Annotated in this window: 13 protein-coding genes, 1 pseudogene and 1 riboswitch; of the genes and pseudogenes, 9 read left to right on the forward strand and 5 right to left on the reverse strand. The window is 34.5% G+C overall.

All coding sequences use genetic code 11. From position 1 onward, the window contains the following. The first annotated feature begins 4 nt into the window (after positions 1-4). Entirely contained in the window at positions 5-1,828 is a 1,824-nt protein-coding gene (locus DW761_RS06580; RefSeq protein WP_117516949.1) for a beta-glucoside-specific PTS transporter subunit IIABC, read from the forward strand. A gap of 11 nt (positions 1,829-1,839) precedes the next feature. Further along, a complete protein-coding gene (locus DW761_RS06585; protein WP_117516951.1) occupies positions 1,840-3,267 on the forward strand; it encodes a glycoside hydrolase family 1 protein in 1,428 nt (475 codons plus the stop codon). A 49-nt stretch (positions 3,268-3,316) separates the two neighbouring features. On the opposite strand, the gene DW761_RS06590 is transcribed toward DW761_RS06585, so the two are convergent. From DW761_RS06590 to DW761_RS06600, 3 genes are all read right to left on the reverse strand, one after another. Next, positions 3,317-4,438, reverse strand: coding sequence for a DUF262 domain-containing protein (locus DW761_RS06590; protein ID WP_117516953.1), 1,122 nt, complete (start codon positions 4,436-4,438; stop codon positions 3,317-3,319). Next, positions 4,431-5,690 (reverse strand): helix-turn-helix domain-containing protein, encoded by a 1,260-nt coding sequence (locus DW761_RS06595; RefSeq protein ID WP_117516955.1) that lies wholly within the window; start codon positions 5,688-5,690, stop codon positions 4,431-4,433. Before DW761_RS06595 ends, DW761_RS06590 begins: the two co-directional genes overlap by 8 nt. Positions 5,691-5,978: 288 nt before the next feature. Next, a complete protein-coding gene (locus DW761_RS06600) occupies positions 5,979-7,259 on the reverse strand; it encodes an amidohydrolase family protein (RefSeq protein WP_117516957.1) in 1,281 nt (426 codons plus the stop codon). 333 nt (positions 7,260-7,592) lie between these two features. Next, a riboswitch (purine riboswitch) is annotated at positions 7,593-7,694 on the forward strand. A 180-nt stretch (positions 7,695-7,874) separates the two neighbouring features. Here DW761_RS06600 and purE point away from each other — a divergent pair. Genes purE through purH form a run of 6 tightly spaced genes read left to right on the forward strand, consistent with a single transcriptional unit; the run spans position 7,875 to position 16,895 of the window. After that, entirely contained in the window at positions 7,875-8,378 is a 504-nt protein-coding gene (purE, locus tag DW761_RS06605) for a 5-(carboxyamino)imidazole ribonucleotide mutase (protein ID WP_117516959.1), read from the forward strand. A gap of 33 nt (positions 8,379-8,411) precedes the next feature. After that, entirely contained in the window at positions 8,412-12,104 is a 3,693-nt protein-coding gene (locus tag DW761_RS06610) for a phosphoribosylformylglycinamidine synthase (RefSeq protein ID WP_117516961.1), read from the forward strand. A gap of 14 nt (positions 12,105-12,118) precedes the next feature. Next, positions 12,119-13,717, forward strand: a complete 1,599-nt coding sequence (locus DW761_RS06615; protein WP_117454348.1) for a flotillin family protein — start codon at positions 12,119-12,121, stop codon at positions 13,715-13,717. A 25-nt stretch (positions 13,718-13,742) separates the two neighbouring features. After that, positions 13,743-14,774 (forward strand): phosphoribosylformylglycinamidine cyclo-ligase, encoded by a 1,032-nt coding sequence (gene purM / locus DW761_RS06620; protein WP_117454349.1) that lies wholly within the window; start codon positions 13,743-13,745, stop codon positions 14,772-14,774. Then, on the forward strand, positions 14,768-15,361 hold the full coding sequence (gene purN, locus DW761_RS06625; RefSeq protein WP_117454350.1) for a phosphoribosylglycinamide formyltransferase: 594 nt from the start codon (positions 14,768-14,770) through the stop codon (positions 15,359-15,361). Before purM ends, purN begins: the two co-directional genes overlap by 7 nt. A 1-nt stretch (position 15,362) precedes the next feature. Further along, complete coding sequence (gene purH / locus DW761_RS06630; RefSeq protein WP_117516963.1) at positions 15,363-16,895, forward strand: bifunctional phosphoribosylaminoimidazolecarboxamide formyltransferase/IMP cyclohydrolase; 1,533 nt, start codon at positions 15,363-15,365, stop codon at positions 16,893-16,895. A 70-nt stretch (positions 16,896-16,965) separates the two neighbouring features. Here purH and DW761_RS06635 read toward each other — a convergent pair whose 3' ends face one another. Continuing rightward, complete coding sequence (locus DW761_RS06635) at positions 16,966-18,423, reverse strand: ATP-binding protein (protein WP_117516965.1); 1,458 nt, start codon at positions 18,421-18,423, stop codon at positions 16,966-16,968. Between the two features lie 100 nt (positions 18,424-18,523). Next, positions 18,524-19,183: a YczE/YyaS/YitT family protein gene (locus DW761_RS06640; protein ID WP_117454353.1), complete on the reverse strand. Its 660-nt coding sequence runs from the start codon at positions 19,181-19,183 to the stop codon at positions 18,524-18,526. A gap of 210 nt (positions 19,184-19,393) precedes the next feature. On the opposite strand from DW761_RS06640, the pseudogene DW761_RS21385 reads away from it, so the two are divergent. Next, positions 19,394-20,590, forward strand: a pseudogene (locus tag DW761_RS21385) (AAA family ATPase). The last annotated feature ends 24 nt before the right edge of the window (positions 20,591-20,614 follow it).

Raw genomic sequence — 20,614 nt, forward strand, 5'->3', positions numbered from 1 at the left:
TTATATGAAATATAAAGAATTTTGTGAACAGATTATTGAATTGGTTGGTGGAAAAAATAATATTGAAGCAGTTGTCCACTGTATGACACGTTTACGTTTTACATTAAAAGACAGAAATAAAGCAAAAACAGATGATATCAAAGCATTGAAAGATGTCATTGATGTTGTATCCAATGAAGTAGCTTATCAGATTATCATAGGAACACAAGTAGCACAGATTCATGAAGAATTATTACAATTATTAGGACTGGAAACAAGCGTAGAAAAGAAGGTAAAAAAGAATCCTGTTAAAGCTGTACTTGATGTATTATCAGAATGTATGAATCCAATTCTTGAACCTATGATGGCCGCAGGTATTATTGCAGGACTACTTTCTATTGTTTCTTTAACTGGGTTAATTTCTCCAGAAAGTTCTACCTACTTCATTTATGATACACTTAGACAAGCTGTATTCTATTTCTTGCCTGTTTATATGGCAATGGCTTTCGCAAAAAGATTACATGCAAGTCCTTATTTGGCAGTAACAATTGCTGTTACCTTATTATCAGTTGGTATCAATGGTGTTGAAGGGTTAAATGTATTTGGTATAAATCTTCCAACAATTACATATTCTAATTCATTCTTTCCAATATTGCTTGGCGTATGGTTTATGGGATATGTAACAAAAGCATTAGAAAAATTGATGCCACAAGCCTTACAATATTTCTTTAATCCAGTTTTAACACTTGTTATTTGTCTACCTATTACTTTGGCTTTATTTGGACCTATTGGCACATGGTTGAGTGACTTATTGAATTTGGTATTCCAGTTCTTGATGAATACATTTGGAAATTGGAGCGCAGTCATGTTATATGCCGCATGCCAGCCATTCTTGATTATGATGGGCGCTGGAAACTTTATCATACCGATCTATATGAATTTCTATGCAACGCAAGGATTTGATCCAATATTTACTTTGGCATGGATTGTATCAGATATTGCAGTGTGTGGTGCTGTACTTGGATATTTTTTCAAAGCAAAAGATGCAAAACAAAAACAATTATTTGGAACGACAGCTTTTAGTGCATTCATGGGAATTACAGAACCTGCTGTTTATGGAGTATTTGTGAAATATAGAAGACCATTTGTTGCTGTCATGATTGGTGGTGGTCTTGGAGGATTATTTGGTGGATTAATGGGCGTCAAATCCTATGCACCAGTAACATTATTTGGGATTACTTCTTTTATTGGAAACAATGAATATATGAATTTCTATTGTGCAGTAGGGGCAGTAATTATTGGCTTTATTGGGGCATTTATTGCTGCTTATCTATTGGGTATTCCACAAGAAGAACATGTGCAAGAAGAACCAAAACGAATGAACTCTACATTCACAAAAACTGAAATTGGTGTACCTGTCAAAGGCAGAGCGGTTGCATTGGCACAGGTAAATGATAAAGCATTCTCCACAGGCGCATTAGGTAAAGGCATTGCCATTCAACCAGAAGAAAATATCATTCATTCACCAGTAGAAGGAGAAGTAGTCAGCTTATTTCCTACAAACCATGCCATCGGTATCAAGACATCTTATGGGATAGAAGTACTGATTCATATTGGTATTGATACTGTAGAATTAGAAGGAAAATATTTTGAAGGAATGGTAAAACAAGGAGATCATGTAAAGGTTGGAGAACCATTAATTAAAGCGGATTTTGAAGCAATTACAAAAGAAGGTTATGATACAACGGTGATTATGGTTATCACAAATACAGCGGATTATCTGGATGTGTTACCATCTACTGAAACGATATTTACAGGAAAGGAAAACTGTTTAACAGTGATTGTATAGAGGTGAATCATATGGAATTAAATGAAAATTTTTTATGGGGTGGCAGTATTGCGGCTCATCAATGTGAAGGCGCATGGAATGAAGATGGCAAAGGCTTGGCCATGATGGATGTTGCGACATCAGGTGATGTACACCATGACCGTTTGATTCATGATGAAAAACTCCCTGGATACACATATCCATCAGAAACAGGTATTGATTTTTATCATCGCTATAAAGAAGATATTGCGTTATTTAAAGAAATGGGATTTAAAACATTGCGAATATCTGTGGACTGGTCAAGAATCTATCCAAACGGGGACGATGAACAGCCTAATGAGAAAGGTATCCAATATTATCAAAACGTTGTAGATACATTATTGGAGAATGATATTGAACCAATTGTGACATTATATCATTTTGAAATGCCACTTGCGATTGTGAGAAAGTATGGCTCTTGGACAAATCGTAAAACCATTGATTTATATTTACGTTATTGTAAGACGATGTTTGAAGCATTAAAAGGCAAAGTACACTATTGGGTAACATTTAATGAAATGAATCATATTGATTCACAAATGGCATTATCAGATTTCTTTACATATTTTGTGGCAGGTATTAAATATTCTGAATTAGAAAATGCACCGCAAACACTTGCGACATGTGCTTACTATATGACAGTAGCAAGTGTCAAAGCGGTAAAACTAGCTCGTGATATTGATGCAGACAATAAAATCGGGTGTGTGTTTGGATTAACACCTAATTATCCATACTCCTGTAACCCTGAAGATGTGATGTTATCATTTAAACGAATGACACGTGATTTGTATCAGATAGATGCGATGTGTTATGGAAAATTTCCGGAATATAAATTGCGTGAATATCAGCGTTTAGGTATACAGCTAGATGTAACAGAAGATGATAAAATGGCATTTAAAGAAGGTGTTTTAGACTTCCTTGGTATTAATTATTATGCATCTGAAGTCAGCATTGCCAAAGAAAAAGAAGGTATGGAAAAAGCGTTCTTTGGTGGTGTGAAAAATCCATATCTAAAAGATAGTGACTGGGGATGGTCGATTGATCCTACTGGACTTCGTTATTTATTAAATTTTATTGATAGAAGATATCAACTTCCTATCATGATTACAGAAAATGGGCTAGGTGCTGTAGATGTTGTTAGTGAGGATGGCAAGGTACATGATGATTATCGTATAGATTATTTAAAACAGCATTTGTCAGCTTTGAAAAAAGCAGTGATAGAAGATGATGTTAACTGTATCGGATACCTTATGTGGGGACCAATTGATTTAGTTAGTGCAACAACAGGTGAAATGAAAAAACGTTATGGTTTTATCTATGTAGATAAACATGATGATGGTACAGGTTCTTATGAGAGAATGCCAAAAGATTCTTTCTATTGGTATCAGCAAGTCATTCAAACAAACGGAAAAGATTTATAATGTAAATAAGAGCATGCTTGTAAATAACGCTAACAAACATGCTCTTATTCTATTCGTCAATTAAATAACAGGTGTTTTGAAAAATGTTATCAACTACTTGTTTTTTATGCATTCCTTTAAACAAAGAACATAAAGAGCGTATATCGTTGATTTTTCTTTCATCAGATGTTTTTAAAACATCATGCAAGTCAATGTTTTTAGAGGTATTGAAGTACTTCGCTTGATTCTGTACTTTTTGAATATTCATTAGGACTTTACTTATATCGAAGGAAGTAAGGTCTTTTTTTATAATATAGAGAAAAACAAGCTTTAAGCCTGATTTTCTCAGATTAATATCCTTAATATCGGATTGATTTACTAATTTTATGTTTTTAAGAACTTTTTCAAATAATCGTGTTGCAATATATGTTTGATCTGATTGATTAAGATTATTGATATAGGCGATAACATCATCGTTTTTACAGCCAAGACGCAATGTAGAGTTATCATAAATACCAATTATTTGGAATAAAATGATAAAGAAATCTTTCATCTGCAAGTGGATATGTATTTTTTCACAAAACGGTGTGATTACGTCAGCATAAGATTCTAAAGGCTGATTGAAAATTTGAAAGGTTGATAGGCTTAATAATAAATGTGCGCATTCTTTTTGGTAAGCATTATATTGTCGATAAAAATATGTTGCGGATTCTTGATTGTGACTATTGATTTTGAGAACAGGAACTTGAGTAGCGTTTAACTTGGCAATGACAGTTTCTGGCAATAAAGAAAATGTAAGTCTAGTAACTACATTGCTTTGTATATATCTACTGTAAATTTTTTTACATGCATTTTTTTCACTATGTTTAAACTCGTCTAAATATGTCAAAATGATTTTTTTAGAAGTGATATTTCTTAATTTGATTTCATCATTATAAAACATGAATAAAGTTTTTAAACGTTGATAGCCATCGATGATTTCATAATGATCATCTTCATGATAAGTGATAAAAAGATTGAAAGATAAGCCTTGTAAAAGGGCTTGAAGGAATTCTTCAACCATAGCAGGTGTCCAACAATATGGGCGATGATAATTTGCATCTAAGTCACATGTTCCTTGCACAATATCCTCTATTAGATTCTTTAGTGGAAGTATTGTTGTAAAAACCTGTGTAGTATCAACTTTACTCATTTCTTATGACACGTCCTTTCTCATCTATAATTAACCATTTTAATTGTTTTAATAGGTAGATGCCACTCATTATTTTTTCTGTAGTCATGATACCAGTAAGTTCTTCATTTATTTCTTGAATATCTATTGAATTTGATTGCTTTATCAATTCAATTAATTTTATATATTCATTGTATCTAATTTTTTTATTATATATGACCACTTTAGTTATATCATTTTTACAATAAATAGTAAAATCTAAATCAGGATGAGCTTTTTTGATTAACGTCTGAAATCCTCTTCCAGCAGCTTCCATATATTGTGTACATGCCAAAATATTGATAAAATTTCTATTTACTTTTCTAAAGGAAATAGGTAACTCATGCTCATATGCTGAAACAATTATATTTTTATTAATCTCACCATCTGATGAAAAAATGATATGACTGGAGTATATTTCAATTCTAGGTGTTGTATCAGGGAAATTGATGTTATGTACAAAACTGTTAATAATTATTTCTCTTATTGTTTCAATATCCAAATCAAAGATTTTTATTCTTTTGCCACCAAGAGTTTTTGATAATTTAAAAACACAACTAGAAAAATAATCAAGTGTATCATCAATCACAGAAATGAAACATCCGTCCATAATGATATCATCTTTATTTATATCATTATAGATATGAATACGATGAATAAAATGATCGCTTAAATAATATAAATCAGAGGAAATATAGTTTTTTTTGATATGTAAGTTACTTCTGAGTTTTTGTTCTAAAAGTATTGGATCATCACAACTATCAAATAAAGCATTAAAATCTTGTGGAGAAAAAGGGATGTCCATATATCTTAAAATATTTTTGTTCTTTTGCGAATATAAATTAGCTACTTCATTAGGTGTCATTAAAACGGTTTCATCCATATATCGTTTATAGTAATTAGATTTATATGGAACTGGATAATCATCACCAGTAATATCAATTCTAAGATACTGTTTTTCATTTTCTTTAATTTCATGAAATGTTATGTGATGAAGTGATCTTGGGAAACTATGATTGATCATATCACGTAATGAAATAATATCTTCTGGACTTATACCTGTGATTTTAAATGTTTCATCTTCAATACCAATAAACAAATGGAATGTTTGATTTGGGTGCATGGAATTTAAAGCAGCACTGATTGTATTACCAATTTTCTTTAAATCTTTTTTAAAACTTTTATCATACTCCTTAAACTCAATAAAAGAATTTTCTAAATTTGTTTTACTCATATTGTCCTCCTTTGCTAATTATAGCATGTTTTTATTTAGAATCTAAAATATTCAGAAGAATATTACGTTTTTTTTTAGATTCTAATTTTTCCAGAGAAATGTAAATAATCCCTCTACTATATACATACGTAAAAAGAAGGTAAAAATCCTAAAAAAAATCAAATTAATCGCAAATTAATTATAACCGGTTATATTTTTTCCATATTGGTCTATCCTAAAAAGGTAAAAATTCTGAACAGTTTATGATGAAATATATAAAATAGAAAAAGAACGGCATTCACCGTTCTCCTATAAAAACTTATCCAATTCCTGTTCGATTACAGGGTCTTTCTTAACTTTTGGCTGATCAATAATCTTGCCTTGCGTCACAACCATTTCAATATCTCTTAAAGCTGATAAATCATCTAACGGATTGTTTGCTGTTACAACAAAATCAGCACACTTACCTGGTTCAATAGAGCCAGTTATATTTCCTATGCCCGCAATCTGTGCGTTTCGTTTTGTGGCAGTATATAACGCAAATGTATTCGATACATCACAATATTTATGGAAGTAATATAGTTCTCTCCACATATCATAATGCGTAACGTAAGGACATCCAGTATCTGTACCTAATCCTACAGGAATATCATTTTCCAAACATGCCTTTGCACAGTTGATGATACCCTCAAATACAATATTTCCATTATATTGTTCCATCTCTGTAGCATGAGAAATAGAACGATCGAATAATGCATAAGGCAAGGCAGGTGATAAGGTTGCGACCTGACATGCGTGGCGTTCTTTAAACAAGGAAAGAATTGTTTCATCTGGCTGTGCACCATGTTCGATGGTATCAACACCATTTTCTAATGCAACACGTACCCCTTCAGGGCTTTCGACGTGGGCGGCGACCTTTAAACCAAGATGATGCGCTTCTTCACAGGCAGCCTTTACATATTCTGCTGGCATTTTTAATTCGCCAGGTTCACCTTTTGCTTTCGCATCCAAAACACCACCGGTGATCATTAATTTGATTAGATCAGGATGATCCTCTGCTATTTTTCTAACATATTGTACAGCTTCATCAGCGCTATTTGCGATATAGGCCAAAGAACCAGCCATATGACCATCAGGTACGGATATCGCATAATTACTTGCCAATACACGAGGACCAATCATTTTACCAGCGTTGATTTTATTTCTGATTTCTGTATCATAATTCTTTGCGCCACCTACAGTACGAATGGTTGTGACGCCACTCATCAATTCCATTTTGGCATATTTTTCACAGATTTTTTTGATAGCAATTAATACGATTGGATTTTTCGCAAGTTTTTTGATACGTTCTCCATTATCTACACCTTCTTTTACAGGTTTACCACTGCCAGGTAAGTGTACATGCAAATTAATTAATCCAGGCATGATATATTTACCTTTTAAATCGATTTTCTGATAGGTGTTTAGATCAGTATCTTTATCTACAATTCCCAATATTTTATCATTTTCTGTAAGAATGACTTTTCCTTTTTGAGGTACCATATCTTCGCTGCCATCCAGGATAATTCCATTGATATAAGCATATTTCATTTTAACTCCTCCTTACATATATCTTTTTATTATTGTAACCCTTTTCAATGACTGAGGCAATGTATACTTGCATGTAGAAAATTAATTTTATATTTATATGCCTTTTTTTGGATATGATATTTTTTAAGAAGTGATACAACGAATTGGCGAGAAGGATGTTTATTGGTAAATATAATTTTTGATGAAAAGATGAAAATTGTACTTGTATGATTGAAAAAAACGATAATATATAAGGAAAAGTTGTAAAAATAGAAAAGAACAGAAAAAGAATAGAGAAATTCCAAAGAAATGTAACTTTTATGCTTGTAATAAAAGAGGAAGTTTAGTACAATACTTATGTATTGACTATTAGCTTGTATATATGCCGTAATATGGACGGCAAGTTTCTAGCCGCTAACCGTAAATCTGCGGGCTACAAGCAAACAATTACTCTTTCTTTTTGTTCGAAGGCGTATTTGTTTGCGTATGCAGGCAAATACGTCTTTATTATTATAGGAGGTCTTACTTATGGTCTTAAGAAGATGCGCTATATTAATACAATTAAATAACTGTTTTTAGTGTACATATTGGTAAGATAGGCAATATGTATTTTTTATTTTATAGGAGGAAAAGCAAATGAGCGAAAACAGAAAACCAATCGTCAGTATCGTCATGGGAAGTCGTAGTGACTTACCTACAATGGAAGCTTGCTTCAATCAGTTAAAGGAATTTGATATTCCATTTGAAGCACATGCATTAAGTGCACACCGTACACCAGATGAAGTCATTAAATTAAGTGAAGGTGCGAAAGAACGTGGGATCAAGGTGATCATCGCAGCTGCAGGTGGTGCTGCTCACTTAGGTGGTGTATTAGCTAGTTCTACAACACTTCCAGTTATTGGTGTTCCTATTCAGACAAGTGCTTTAGGTGGTATGGATTCATTATTATCTACCGTACAGATGCCTGGTGGAATTCCTGTCGCAACTGTTGCGATTGGTAAAGCTGGGGCTAAAAATGCCGCAATTCTTGCTGCCCAGATGATTACATTAAGTGATGAAACATTGGCTGAAAAACTAGATGCATTCAAAAAATCTATGGCAGATAAAGTAAAAGCTGATTCTGTAATTGAAGTTGAATAATATATATCCAATATATATAGAAAGGTGAAAAAGATGGACTATCGTGTATTTGTAAAGAAAAAAGAAGCCTTCCGTGTTGAAGCAAAGTCTTTATTTCATGAATTAAAACAGAACCTGAATCTGAATGGATTAACAGGTGTAGAACTGTACAATGTGTATGATGTATTCCATGGGGATGATCATGATATGGCATTGTTGAAGGAAAAAGTATTAAGTGAAGTTGTTACCGATGAAGTTTATGATGATGTTGATTTAACAGGTAAAACTTATATTGCTTATGAATGTTTACCAGGTCAATATGATCAGCGTGCAGATAGTGCACAACAGTGTTTAATGCTGTTAAATAACAAGCAGGACGTAGTGATTAAGAGTGGACGTATCGTTATTCTTGAGGGTAATGTAAGTGAAGAAGAAATCATTGGTATTAAAAAATATCTGATTAACCCTGTGGAGATGCGTGAAAAAGATTTAAATATCTTAGGTTATGAAGAAGATGTTGAAATTGAAGCAGTTCCTGTCATTACAGGTTTCTGTGATATGGATGATGCAGCATTACAGGCATTGATGGATAAAGAAGGCCTTGCAATGACACTGGCTGATTTAAAGCACGTACAAAATTACTTCAAGAATGAAGAAAAACGTGATTTAACAATGACAGAATTAAAAGTATTGGATACATACTGGTCTGATCACTGCCGTCATACAACATTTGAAACCATCTTACAAAATGTGAAGTTTGAAGCTGGTTCTTTACAGGAAACCATTCAGAAATCATATGATTTATATTTGAAATTAAGAAATGATGTACATGGTGGAAAGAAAGTCATGACATTGATGGATATGGCAACCATTGCTGGTAAATACCTGCGTAAAAATGGAAAACTGGATGATATGGAAGTCAGTGATGAAATCAATGCTTGTTCTATCGAAATCACAGTCGATGTTGATGGTGAAGATCAGACATGGTTATTGATGTTTAAGAATGAAACACACAATCACCCTACTGAAATTGAACCATTTGGTGGTGCCAGCACTTGTATTGGTGGCGCAATCCGTGACCCATTGTCAGGTCGTAGTTATGTTTATCAGGCAATGCGTATCACTGGTGCAGGCGATATCACAAAAGATATCAAGGATGCACTTCCTAACAAATTGCCTCAATCAAGAATTTCAAAAGGTGCTGCTGCCGGTTATTCTTCTTATGGTAACCAGATAGGTTTGGCAACAACTTATGTAAAAGAAATTTATAATGATGGATATGTCGCAAAACGTATGGAGGTTGGTGCTGTTGTTGGTGCCGCTCCAAAAGAAAATGTTATCCGTAAATCTCCTGAAAAAGGCGATATCGTTGTATTGATTGGTGGCGCTACAGGACGTGATGGTGTTGGTGGAGCGACTGGTTCTAGTAAAGAACACAATGATACATCTTTAACAAAATGTTCTAGTGAGGTGCAGAAAGGTAATGCACCTATGGAAAGAAGATTACAGCGTTTATTCCGTAATCCAGAGGCTACTCGCCTGATCAAAAAGGCAAATGACTTTGGTGCAGGTGGTGTCAGCGTTGCTGTTGGTGAGCTTGCGGATGGATTAAAAATTGACTTAGATAAAGTACCTGTAAAATACAATGGGTTATCAGGTACAGAGCTTGCGATTTCTGAATCTCAAGAACGTATGGCAGTGTTGATTGAAGCAGATAAATTTGAAGAATTCAAACAATTGGCATATGAAGAAAACTTAGATAGTGTAATCGTAGCGGAAGTAACTGATGAAAACCGTTTGGTTATGAGTTTCCATGGAGAAGAAATCGTGAATATCTCACGTGATTTCTTAAATACCAATGGTGTTCGTGGTTTACAGGATGTTCTTGTGAAAGAAGGCCTTGTGGATAATAACCCATTTAAATCAAACGTGAACAATATCAAAGATGATTTGAAACAGCCAAATGTTGCTTCACAGATTGGTTTAGCTGAAATGTTTGATGCATCAATTGGTAAATCAACGGTATTGATGCCATTTGGTGGTAAATATCAGTTAACAGAAACAGAAGGTAGTGTACAGAAACTTCCAGTCTTTGGCTTTACAAATACATGTTCTATCATGACACATGGATATAACCCTGAAGTATCTTTATATTCTCCTTATTTAGGGGCTGCTTATTCTGTAGTAGAAGCACTTGCCAGAGTTACTGCATTGGGTGGAAACTGGGCAACTTGTCGTTTAACAAACCAGGAATACTTTGAACGTTTACATACAGATCCTGAAAAATGGGGTAAACCTATGCAGGCATTGTTGGGATTGATTGAAGCAGAAATGGCATTTGAAACACCAGCCATTGGTGGAAAAGACTCTATGTCAGGTACCTTCAATGAAATTTGTGTACCTCCAACATTGATTACGTTTGCAGTCACAACCGATAAGACAGAGAATATTATTTCTTCAGAATTAAAGGGTGAAGGCAACTATATGTATTTGGTAAAACATACACCAAAAGAAAATATGGTGCCAGATTATGAACAGTTGAAAAACAACTTCAATAAAGTACGTGCACACATCCTGAATAAGGATATCGTATCTGCTGCAACTGTGAAGTTTGGTGGTATCGCTGAAGCGTTATGTAAGATGAGCTTCGGTAATAAAATTGGTGTAGATGTCACAAGTGATGAGGATATGTTCTCCATCTCTATTGGTTCTATTATCGTGGAAACAAGTGCGCCAATTGAAGATGCTGATTTCATTCTGTTAGGAAAAACTACTGCAGATCACAATATCCATATTAATGAAGAAACGATTGATATTGATGAAGCAATCCATGTATGGTGTGAACGTTACAACAAGATTTATCCAATGACTGTAGATCAGGATGGTGAAAAAATCACAACACCTGAATACAATAGTGAAACACATGCGAAAGCTCATCAAACATATGATAAGCCAAAAGTTATCATTCCTGTATTCCCTGGGCAAAACTGTGAATACGACACAAAACAACAATTTGAACGTGCAGGCGCTGAAGTAGAAATCGTTGTATTCAATAACCTGAATGTAGAAAGCATTGAACATTCTTTGAATGTATTAAGTGAAAAGATTGCCACAGCACAGATCTTGATGATCGTTGGTGGATTCTCTAGTGGAGATGAACCAGATGGCAGTGGTAAGTTTATCGCAAATGTATTAAGCAATCCAAAAGTGAACAACGCCGTACAGACACTGCTTAAAAATGATGGATTGATCTTAGGTATCTGTAATGGATTCCAGGCATTGATTAAATCTGGTTTATTACCATATGGTGATATCGAAAGCCTGAATGCAGATTCTCCAACATTATTCAGAAACAATATTAACCGTCACGTATCACACATCGCAACTACAAAAGTCACAAGCAATAAATCACCTTGGTTATCAAGCTTTAAACCAGGAGATTGCCACAGTATTGCGGTATCTCATGGAGAAGGTAAGTTTGTCGCAAGTGATGAAGTGATCGCAAAACTGTTTGAAAATGGTCAGGTCGCAACACAGTATGTTGACTTAGATGGTGATCCTACTATGAATGGCGCATATAACTTAAATGGTAGTTCTTATGCAATCGAAGGTATCACAAGTCCTGATGGACGAATCTTTGGTAAGATGGGACACAGCGAACGTTATGAAGAGGGATTGTTTAAAAACATCGAAGGTGAAAAACTTCAGAATATCTTCAAGAACGGTGTAGATTACTTCAAAAAATAAGGAGGTAAATTCTTATGGATTTACAAGCATTATTGCCATATATTGCTGGCGCAATTGTGCTGATCCTATTGATTTTGATTATTACGATCGGATATGTAAAGGCACCACCTGATACAGCCTATATCATATCCGGTCTTCGTAAAAAAATTATTGTGGGAAAAGCCAGTATTAAAATTCCATTCTTAGAACGTTTGGATAAATTAAGCTTAAAGCTGATTCCGATTGATGTAAAAACAAGCAGTATGGTACCAACCGCTGATTATATCAATATTCAGGTAGATGCCGCAGTCAATGTAAAAGTTGGCACGGATGGCGATAAGTTAGAGCTTGCGGCACAAAACTTCTTAAATCAGACACCTGATTATATGGCACGTGTGGCAAGAGAAGTTTTAGAAGGTAACATGCGTGAAATTGTTGGACGTATGCGCCTAGAAGAAATGGTTTCTGATCGTCAGAAATTTGCAGAGCTGGTAAAAGAAAATGCCATGCCGGATTTAGCCGCAATGGGTTTAAATATCGTTAGTTTCAATGTACAGAATTTCACAGATGCCAATGGCGTTATTGATGATCTTGGTATTGATAATATATCACAGATCAAGAAAAAAGCTGCCATTGCCAAAGCAGAAGCTGATAAAGAAATCGCAGTTGCGAAAGCCGATGCCGATCGTCAGGCAAATGATGCAAGAGTTATCGCAGAGCGTGAAATTGCTATCAAAAACAACGATTTAGCAATGCAGAAAGCAGAATTAAAACGTATCGCAGATATGAAACAGGCAACAGCCGATGCTGCTTATCAGATTGAAAAAGAAAACCAGCGTAAAACCATTGAAGTTACCACAGCCGATGCGGATATCGCAAAACAGGAACGTGAAGTTCTATTAAAAGCGAAGGAAGTAGAAGTTAAGGAAAAAGCACTGGAAGCAGAAGTAAAGAAGCAGGCCGAAGCGGAAAAATTTGCGAAACAGCAAAGAGCGGATGCAGAATTGTATACCCGCCAAAAAGAAGCAGAAGCTAAGAAATTTGAAATTCAGCAAGAAGCGGAAGCACAAAAAGCCAAAGCCGATGCTGATCGTTACAGCCGTGAACGTGAAGCACAAGGTATTCAGCTCGTCGGTGAAGCCGAAGCGGAAGCTATTCGTGCAAAAGGTGTTGCGGAAGCTGAAGCAATGGATAAAAAAGCCGAAGCATATCAGAAATATACCGGCGCTGCAGTAGCGGAAATGTTAATCAAAGTATTGCCAGATGTTGCTGGTAAAATCGCAGAACCATTATCGAAGATCGATAAGATTACCGTGATTGGCGGCAACGAAGGAAATGCCATAGATCCAGTCGCAGGCAATGTACCGGGCGTGATGATGAAATTGTTTGAATCCATGAAAGAAACAACCGGCATTGATTTAGGTGAAATCGTAAAAGCAAATACGTATGATGCCAAAGTCACAAGAAATGTAAATCTTTCTGGTATTCCAAACAACGAAACCAATGTGTATGTCACACCAGAAAAAGCAAAAGAAACAAAACCGAAAACGATTGTAAAACCTCAGCCTCTAAAGAAAGAGCCTGAAAAACAACCAGAACCTGTGAAAGATGAAAAACTTTCTTGGGAAAAATAGTTTGAAAAGGAGAATATAAAATAACATGAGTGATAAATATAGAGAAGCCGGTGTCAATCTGGAAGCCGGATACGAATCCGTACGTCTGATCAAAAGCCATGTCGCAAGAACAAAAATCAAAGGTGCAATGGATTCCATTGGTGCATTCGGAGGAATGTTTGACTTATCTACATTAGGTATGAAAGAACCAGTATTGGTAAGTGGTACCGATGGTGTAGGAACTAAATTAATGATCGCATTTGAAATGGATAAACACGATACAGTTGGTATTGATGCTGTCGCTATGTGTGTCAACGATGTATTAGTACAGGGTGCTGCGCCAATCTTCTTCCTTGACTACCTTGCAGTAGGAAAAAATGAACCAACAAAAATCGAACAGCTTGTCAAAGGTGTTGCGGATGGATGTGTTCAATCAGAATGTGCATTAATTGGTGGAGAAACAGCAGAAATGCCAGATATGTATGATGTAAAACACTATGATATCGCAGGCTTCTGTGTTGGTGCTGTTGAAAAAAGCAAATTATTAGATGGACAGAAAATTGAAGCAGGCAACGTATTAATTGGTTTACCTAGTTCAGGTGTTCACTCTAATGGTTTCTCATTGATTCGTAAAATCTTATTAAAAGACGCAAAACTTGATCTTCACAAAGAATACGATGAAATCGGTGGAGAAAAATTAGGTAACGTTTTATTAACACCTACAAAAATCTATGTAAAAGCAATCAAACACTTATTAGATAAAGTAGATATCAAAGGTATGTCACATATCACTGGTGGAGGCTTCTATGAGAACGTTCCACGTATGTTGAAGGAAGGACAGGGTGTTGTGATTGATACCAACGCTTATCCTAGAAAACCAATCTTTGATATGATCGCAAAATATGGTGAAGTACCAATGGAAGAAATGTGTAACGTATTCAACATGGGTATTGGTTTCATGATGGCAGTTGATAAAGCTGATGTAGAAAAAGTTCAAAGCTTATTAGCAGAAATCAATGAACCAAGCTATGTGATTGGTGAAGTCACAAACAGTGGAAAGGTAGAAGTGAAATGGTAAATATTGCCATCTTCGCTAGTGGAAATGGTTCCAATTTTGAAAATATCGTCAATGCAATTCAAAATGGCACAATCAAAGATACAAACTGTGCCATTCTGATTGTGGATAAACCACAGGCATATGCCATTGAACGAGCAAAAAAACTTGGAATTCCTTATCGTTATGTAGATCCAAAAGCATATGGTGGAAAAGCTGGATACGAAACAGAAATCATGAAAACCTTAAAGGAAAATCATGTAGAACTGATAGTTTTAGCCGGATATATGCGTTTTATTGGTGAAGTGTTACTTACAAACTATCCAAACCGCATCATCAATATTCACCCTGCTTATCTTCCAAATTTCCCAGGAGCACATGGCATCTTAGATGCATATGAAGCAAAAGCAGAATTTACAGGTGTTACCGTACATTATGTAGATGAAGGCGTAGATACTGGAGAAATCATCGCACAGGAAAAAATTATGATTGATCCTGCATGGTCATTAGAAACACTGGAAGAACATGTACATGGCATGGAATATCAATTATTCCCTAAAGTCATTGCGCAGATTACAGAAAACTTAAACAAAGAGAAAGAGGTAATGTAAAGTGAAAAGAGCATTGGTAAGTGTATCAGATAAAACCAATCTTGTGGAATTCGTTTCCGGCTTAGTTGATTTAGGCTATGAAATTATTTCTACAGGGGGTACAAAAAAGACACTGGAAGCTGCTGGAATTAAAACCATCGGTATTTCTGATGTCACAGGTTTCCCTGAAATTATGGATGGGCGTGTAAAAACATTACATCCAAAGGTGCATGGTGCATTGTTATGTGTACGTGACAATCCTGATCATGTAAGACAGATCAAAGAATTAGGTATTGAATACATCGATTTGGTATGTGTAAACTTATACCCATTCAAACAAACGGTACAGAAACCAGGTGTCAGCCATGAAGAAATCATTGAGAATATCGATATTGGCGGACCAAGTATGTTACGTAGTGCTTCTAAAAACTATAAATTTATTCCTGTCATCTGTGATCCTAATGATTATGATGCAGTTTTAAATGAAATCAAGGAAAACGGGGAAACAAGTTTAAAGACTCGTGAATTATTAGCCGCAAAAGTATTCCGTCACACAGCACAGTATGACGCAATGATCGCCAATTATCTAACAGAAAGAACAGGCGAAAAATATCCTGAAAAATTAACGTTAACATTTGATAAGGTACAGGAGCTTCGTTATGGAGAAAATCCTCACCAGAGTGCTGCTTTCTATAAGGGAATGCACCCACAATATTCATTAGCAAATGCAAAACAGCTTCATGGGAAAGAACTTTCCTATAATAACATTCAGGATGGCAATGCCGCTATCGAAATCTTGAAAGACTTTGAAGGAAAACCAGCCGCAGTAGGATTAAAACACATGAATCCATGTGGAGTAGGCATTGGTGAAACAATTGAAGAAGCATGGGATAAAGCGTATGAAGCTGATCCAGTTTCTATCTTTGGTGGTATTGTCGCATTCAACGAACCAGTCAATAAAGCTGTCGCAGAAAAACTTGCGAACATCTTCTTAGAAATCATCATTGCGCCAAGCTTTGATACGGATGCATTTGATATTTTGTCAAAGAAGAAAAACATTCGTTTAATGACGTTAGATACAACACTTCCAGTAGATACAACATATAAATTTACAAATGTAAATGATGGATTGCTTGTACAAGATATCGATGATAAGAAAATAAGTGAAGAAGAATTGCGTTGTGTCACAAACCGTAAACCTACAGCTGAAGAAATGGAACAGTTATTATTCGCATGGAAAGTCGTAAAACATGTAAAATCTAATGCTATCGTACTTGCGAAAGACAATATGACTATTGGTGTTGGCGCAGGACAGATGAATCGTGTAGGAGCCGCAAGAATCGCTATCGAACAGGCTGGCGAAAAAGCCAAAGGTTCTGTGATGTCATCTGATGCATTCTTCCCAATGCCAGATACAGTGGAAGAAGCTGTAAAAGCAGGTGTGACTGCCATCATTCAGCCAGGTGGATCTATCAAAGATCAGTTGTCTATTGATGTATGTAATGAACACGGAATTGCCATGGTCTACACAGGATGCCGTCACTTTAAACACTAATTATATATATGCATATTATAAAAGATCGTTTCTATAGGGAACGATCTTTTTAACGTCTAGATTGTTATTGCTATGATTCTAAAATCAACCAATATCCTTTTGTACTACCAATTCTTTTGATATAACCTTTATCTGCAAGAGCTTTTGTGTTACGTTTCACTGTCGCTATGGATAAACAGGTAATATCCGCAAGTTGTTTTTGCGTAATATGAGGATTTTCAATTATCAATTTCAAAATATGATATTCATTTTGGGTTAAATGTTGATTGGTATCATTGGTATCACAATTGGTATCAAATTTGATACCAAAGTCATGTTCATGAATCTTTGTATCAATATCAGGATAATGATATTCTTCATATTGTATCATATCTTGGTAATTTAGATTTGGTAAGATAACACGAAACTGTGTACGATCAGAATAGAAAACAGGTCTTTTTTCTTCTTTGAAGTTTTTCTGATGCTCATATTCGTGAATGATTTTGCTTAATCCACTTCCTTGACGTTCCATAAATCCAAGACGATTAAAAATATCCGCAAGTACAGGATTTCTTCTTTCAGAAGCAATATAGCGAATATCTAAATCCTGAATAGAACTTCCATTTAACATTCCACCAGGGGAGTAAATCTCCATGCGATCATCAAAAATATCCACATGTACTTCACTTCCAATTGTCATGTAGTCACGATGGATTAGTGCGTTCACAAGAGCTTCAGATGTACTTTGGTATACGTATTCAGGCATTTCAATACGGGAAAAAGGAGATTTTTTCCACATGGTTTTTGTGTTTCTTTTGATAAAATCTTCACCATCACGAAGTAAAGAGATGATGCTGCCATGATATTCATCACTATCGAATGCATCAATGATCCCGTCAGCTTTTGTAAGACCATTCCATCTTGTACAAAACAATCTGTTTTGATAGATTGGAGATTCATCTGCGATGATGGCACCTGCATTTGTCAAATAACCATTTGCATCCACAATATGAAAGGAATAAAACATTTTGTCTTCAAAACTTTTTTGTGTCCACTGTTTAAACCGTTCTTTAAGTTTTGAAAATGCAAAATCATCAAATCTATAAACAGAACTTAAGGAATCAAAAGAGCTGTTTTTTCCTCTTAATACGAGTCTTTTCAATTCTGTGGCATTCGCCACAACACTTTCATTGCCAATACGAAGATAGGCTTCCATGACATTATCACCTGCATAATAATATGGAGTTTCCTCACCTTTAAATACTTCTAATAATAAGATGTTTTTATCATTTATTTGTTTTATATGCATGTTAGTTTGTGGTATTGGATCAATTCGTTCTTTGATTTTTTGACTAATAAACTCTGAATCTTTTTTCACATTTTCCAAGCCAATTACTTGGTCTTCATCATCAATTCCAAAGATTAGTATTCCTCCCAATGTATTCGCAAAAGCACTTACACTTTTCAGCCAACTTTTTACTTTTCTTTTTTCAACTGCCTGTTTTTTATCATAAGTTGTGACTTCACCAATTAGATTTTCTATATCCATATAATCAACTCCCTTTTGCTTATTATAACGTTTTATAGTGTAAAAAGAAACCATATATTTAAAAAAATTTATTATTTAAAATTAAACCCAAAGTCCGCTATTAAGTTGTCTCAAATTGCCTTTCCACAACTTTGTCTATCAGATCATAATGCAAAAATATAGGATGAAGAATCTTCATGAATACACCAAGTGTAGGGCCAAAAATAATCATACCGATGATAGTCCCCAAACCAACAGATAAAGGTATATGGCATATGAAAGTAAGTAAAAAAACTATAAGAATACTTAGCACATCTACAAGTTGTCTTAACTTATGGAATTCAATTGGAAAAATACGAGATACCACCATGCATAATCCTTCTAATGCCATGGTCACTTTGTTTACTAACATGACCATAGAGACTCCTAGAGCACATATCGTGTTTGCGATAAGATATAAAACGATTCCACCAAGCAAGGAAGATGTTTCAAATGTAAAGACTATATCTGTCGCAAAATTCACGATAAGGCCTAGTAACATACAGAAAGGAACCTGTAAGAGATGACGAAGTGTAAAGTCTTTCCTTAATATACATAACTGTCCAAATACGCATATACAGTTGCATAGGATACCAGCAGTACCAATTTCAATATTCATGATATTCGCAATAGATTTCCCCATAGCATCCCATGCGCCCATACCAACGTTTGCTTTTATTGTTAATGCACATCCAAATCCTACAATTATGAATCCAAACATAATTACTATATATTTCTTCATCCTAATCCCTCTCGTTTCTATAGGATAAGTATAATGTTGAAAATAGGGGATTTGGTTATATAAATTTGCCGTATTGACATAGCTTATCAGGTAATTTTTATAAGAGAAAATACTACACTGTTCAACTTTTTAAGAGTGATGTATGTTATAATAGCTATATAAAGATAAAGAAAGTCAGGGATTAGATGGAAAAAACAATAGGAATTAGATATTGAAGATTATCGTAACTTCATAGAAAAAAATCACTATTATATAGATAAAACATTATTGATCAAAGATTTTCTTGATGATGGCGATAAAGTCACATTAATCACTCGTCCAAGATGCTTTGGGAAAACCTTAAATATGTCCATGATGGCAGAATTTTTAGATATCACAAAAGATAGTAAGAATATATTCAAAGACACAAATATTATGAGATCAGATAAAGCAGAGCTTATAAACAAAATTCCTGTGATTTTTATAAGTTTCAAAGATGTAAAAGGTAGTAAAAAGAATTTTGTAAGAATGTTGAAAAAAACAATATTAGAAGAATATCGCAAGTACTATTTTATAATCGAACAATTGAATAAGCTGGATAAATCAACTATTGAATTTACAATAAAGGAATTAAAGAAAACAACGGATGAAAATCTCATTGGAATCAATGATTCTATTCAATTACTATGCCAATTATTATATGACTATTTTGGTAAAAGAGTTATCTTGTTTATCGATGAATAAGACACACCATTTATGGAAGCAAACAGTCAAGGATATTATGAGGATATACACAATGCTTTATCTACCTTATTATCCACTGCACTAAAAGGAAATAAGTATTTAGACAAAGCATTTCTAACGGGTATACAAGGAATTCCAAGAGCAAATATTTTTGGAGGATTGAATAATATTAGTGTATATGGCGTTGATAAAAAATTATATGGACAGTATTTTGGTTTTGTTGAATCAGAAACAAAAGCTTTATTAGCATATTACAATCTACAACTCACAAAGGAAGTAAAAGAAATGTATGGTGGTTATAGAATTGGTGGATATGATGTATATAATCCATTGTCCATTAGTAAATACGTAAACGACAGGGTGTTGACTTCTTATTGGATAAATACAATAAGTGACACAACAATAAATAAGCTAATGAATGCTTGTACAGAATATGTTAGGGCTGATAATGAAACATTAATCACAAAGGGCAGTATTCATGTGCATACAGATTTAGAAACTTCATATCTTGAGGAGATGAAGGATCAAACGTTTTGGACATTATTTATCCATTTAGGCTACTTAACAATAGTAGAGAAAATAGATATGGATTATTATAAAGTACGTATTTCAAATAACGAAATGAAGAAAGCATTAAAGGATTTAGAGGTATATATCTTAGCCAATAAAAATATTAAAATATAAATATAAAAAAAATGCCAACCTTAT

Origin of the sequence: Absiella sp. AM29-15 (genome assembly GCF_003434225.1) — a bacterium.
Lineage (GTDB): Bacteria > Bacillota_I > Bacilli_A > Erysipelotrichales > Erysipelotrichaceae > Hoskinsella > Hoskinsella hominis.

What these genes read in the sequence shown, in the direction of transcription:
- DW761_RS06580 (WP_117516949.1), top strand. Translation starts at nt 5, where the DNA reads ATGAAATATAAAGAATTTTGTGAACAGATTATTGAATTGGTTGGTGGA.
- DW761_RS06585 (WP_117516951.1), top strand. Translation starts at nt 1,840, where the DNA reads ATGGAATTAAATGAAAATTTTTTATGGGGTGGCAGTATTGCGGCTCAT.
- DW761_RS06590 (WP_117516953.1), bottom strand. Translation starts at nt 4,438, where the DNA reads ATGAGTAAAGTTGATACTACACAGGTTTTTACAACAATACTTCCACTA.
- DW761_RS06595 (WP_117516955.1), bottom strand. Translation starts at nt 5,690, where the DNA reads ATGAGTAAAACAAATTTAGAAAATTCTTTTATTGAGTTTAAGGAGTAT.
- DW761_RS06600 (WP_117516957.1), bottom strand. Translation starts at nt 7,259, where the DNA reads ATGAAATATGCTTATATCAATGGAATTATCCTGGATGGCAGCGAAGAT.
- purE (WP_117516959.1), top strand. Translation starts at nt 7,875, where the DNA reads ATGAGCGAAAACAGAAAACCAATCGTCAGTATCGTCATGGGAAGTCGT.
- DW761_RS06610 (WP_117516961.1), top strand. Translation starts at nt 8,412, where the DNA reads ATGGACTATCGTGTATTTGTAAAGAAAAAAGAAGCCTTCCGTGTTGAA.
- DW761_RS06615 (WP_117454348.1), top strand. Translation starts at nt 12,119, where the DNA reads ATGGATTTACAAGCATTATTGCCATATATTGCTGGCGCAATTGTGCTG.
- purM (WP_117454349.1), top strand. Translation starts at nt 13,743, where the DNA reads ATGAGTGATAAATATAGAGAAGCCGGTGTCAATCTGGAAGCCGGATAC.
- purN (WP_117454350.1), top strand. Translation starts at nt 14,768, where the DNA reads ATGGTAAATATTGCCATCTTCGCTAGTGGAAATGGTTCCAATTTTGAA.
- DW761_RS06635 (WP_117516965.1), bottom strand. Translation starts at nt 18,423, where the DNA reads ATGGATATAGAAAATCTAATTGGTGAAGTCACAACTTATGATAAAAAA.
- DW761_RS06640 (WP_117454353.1), bottom strand. Translation starts at nt 19,183, where the DNA reads ATGAAGAAATATATAGTAATTATGTTTGGATTCATAATTGTAGGATTT.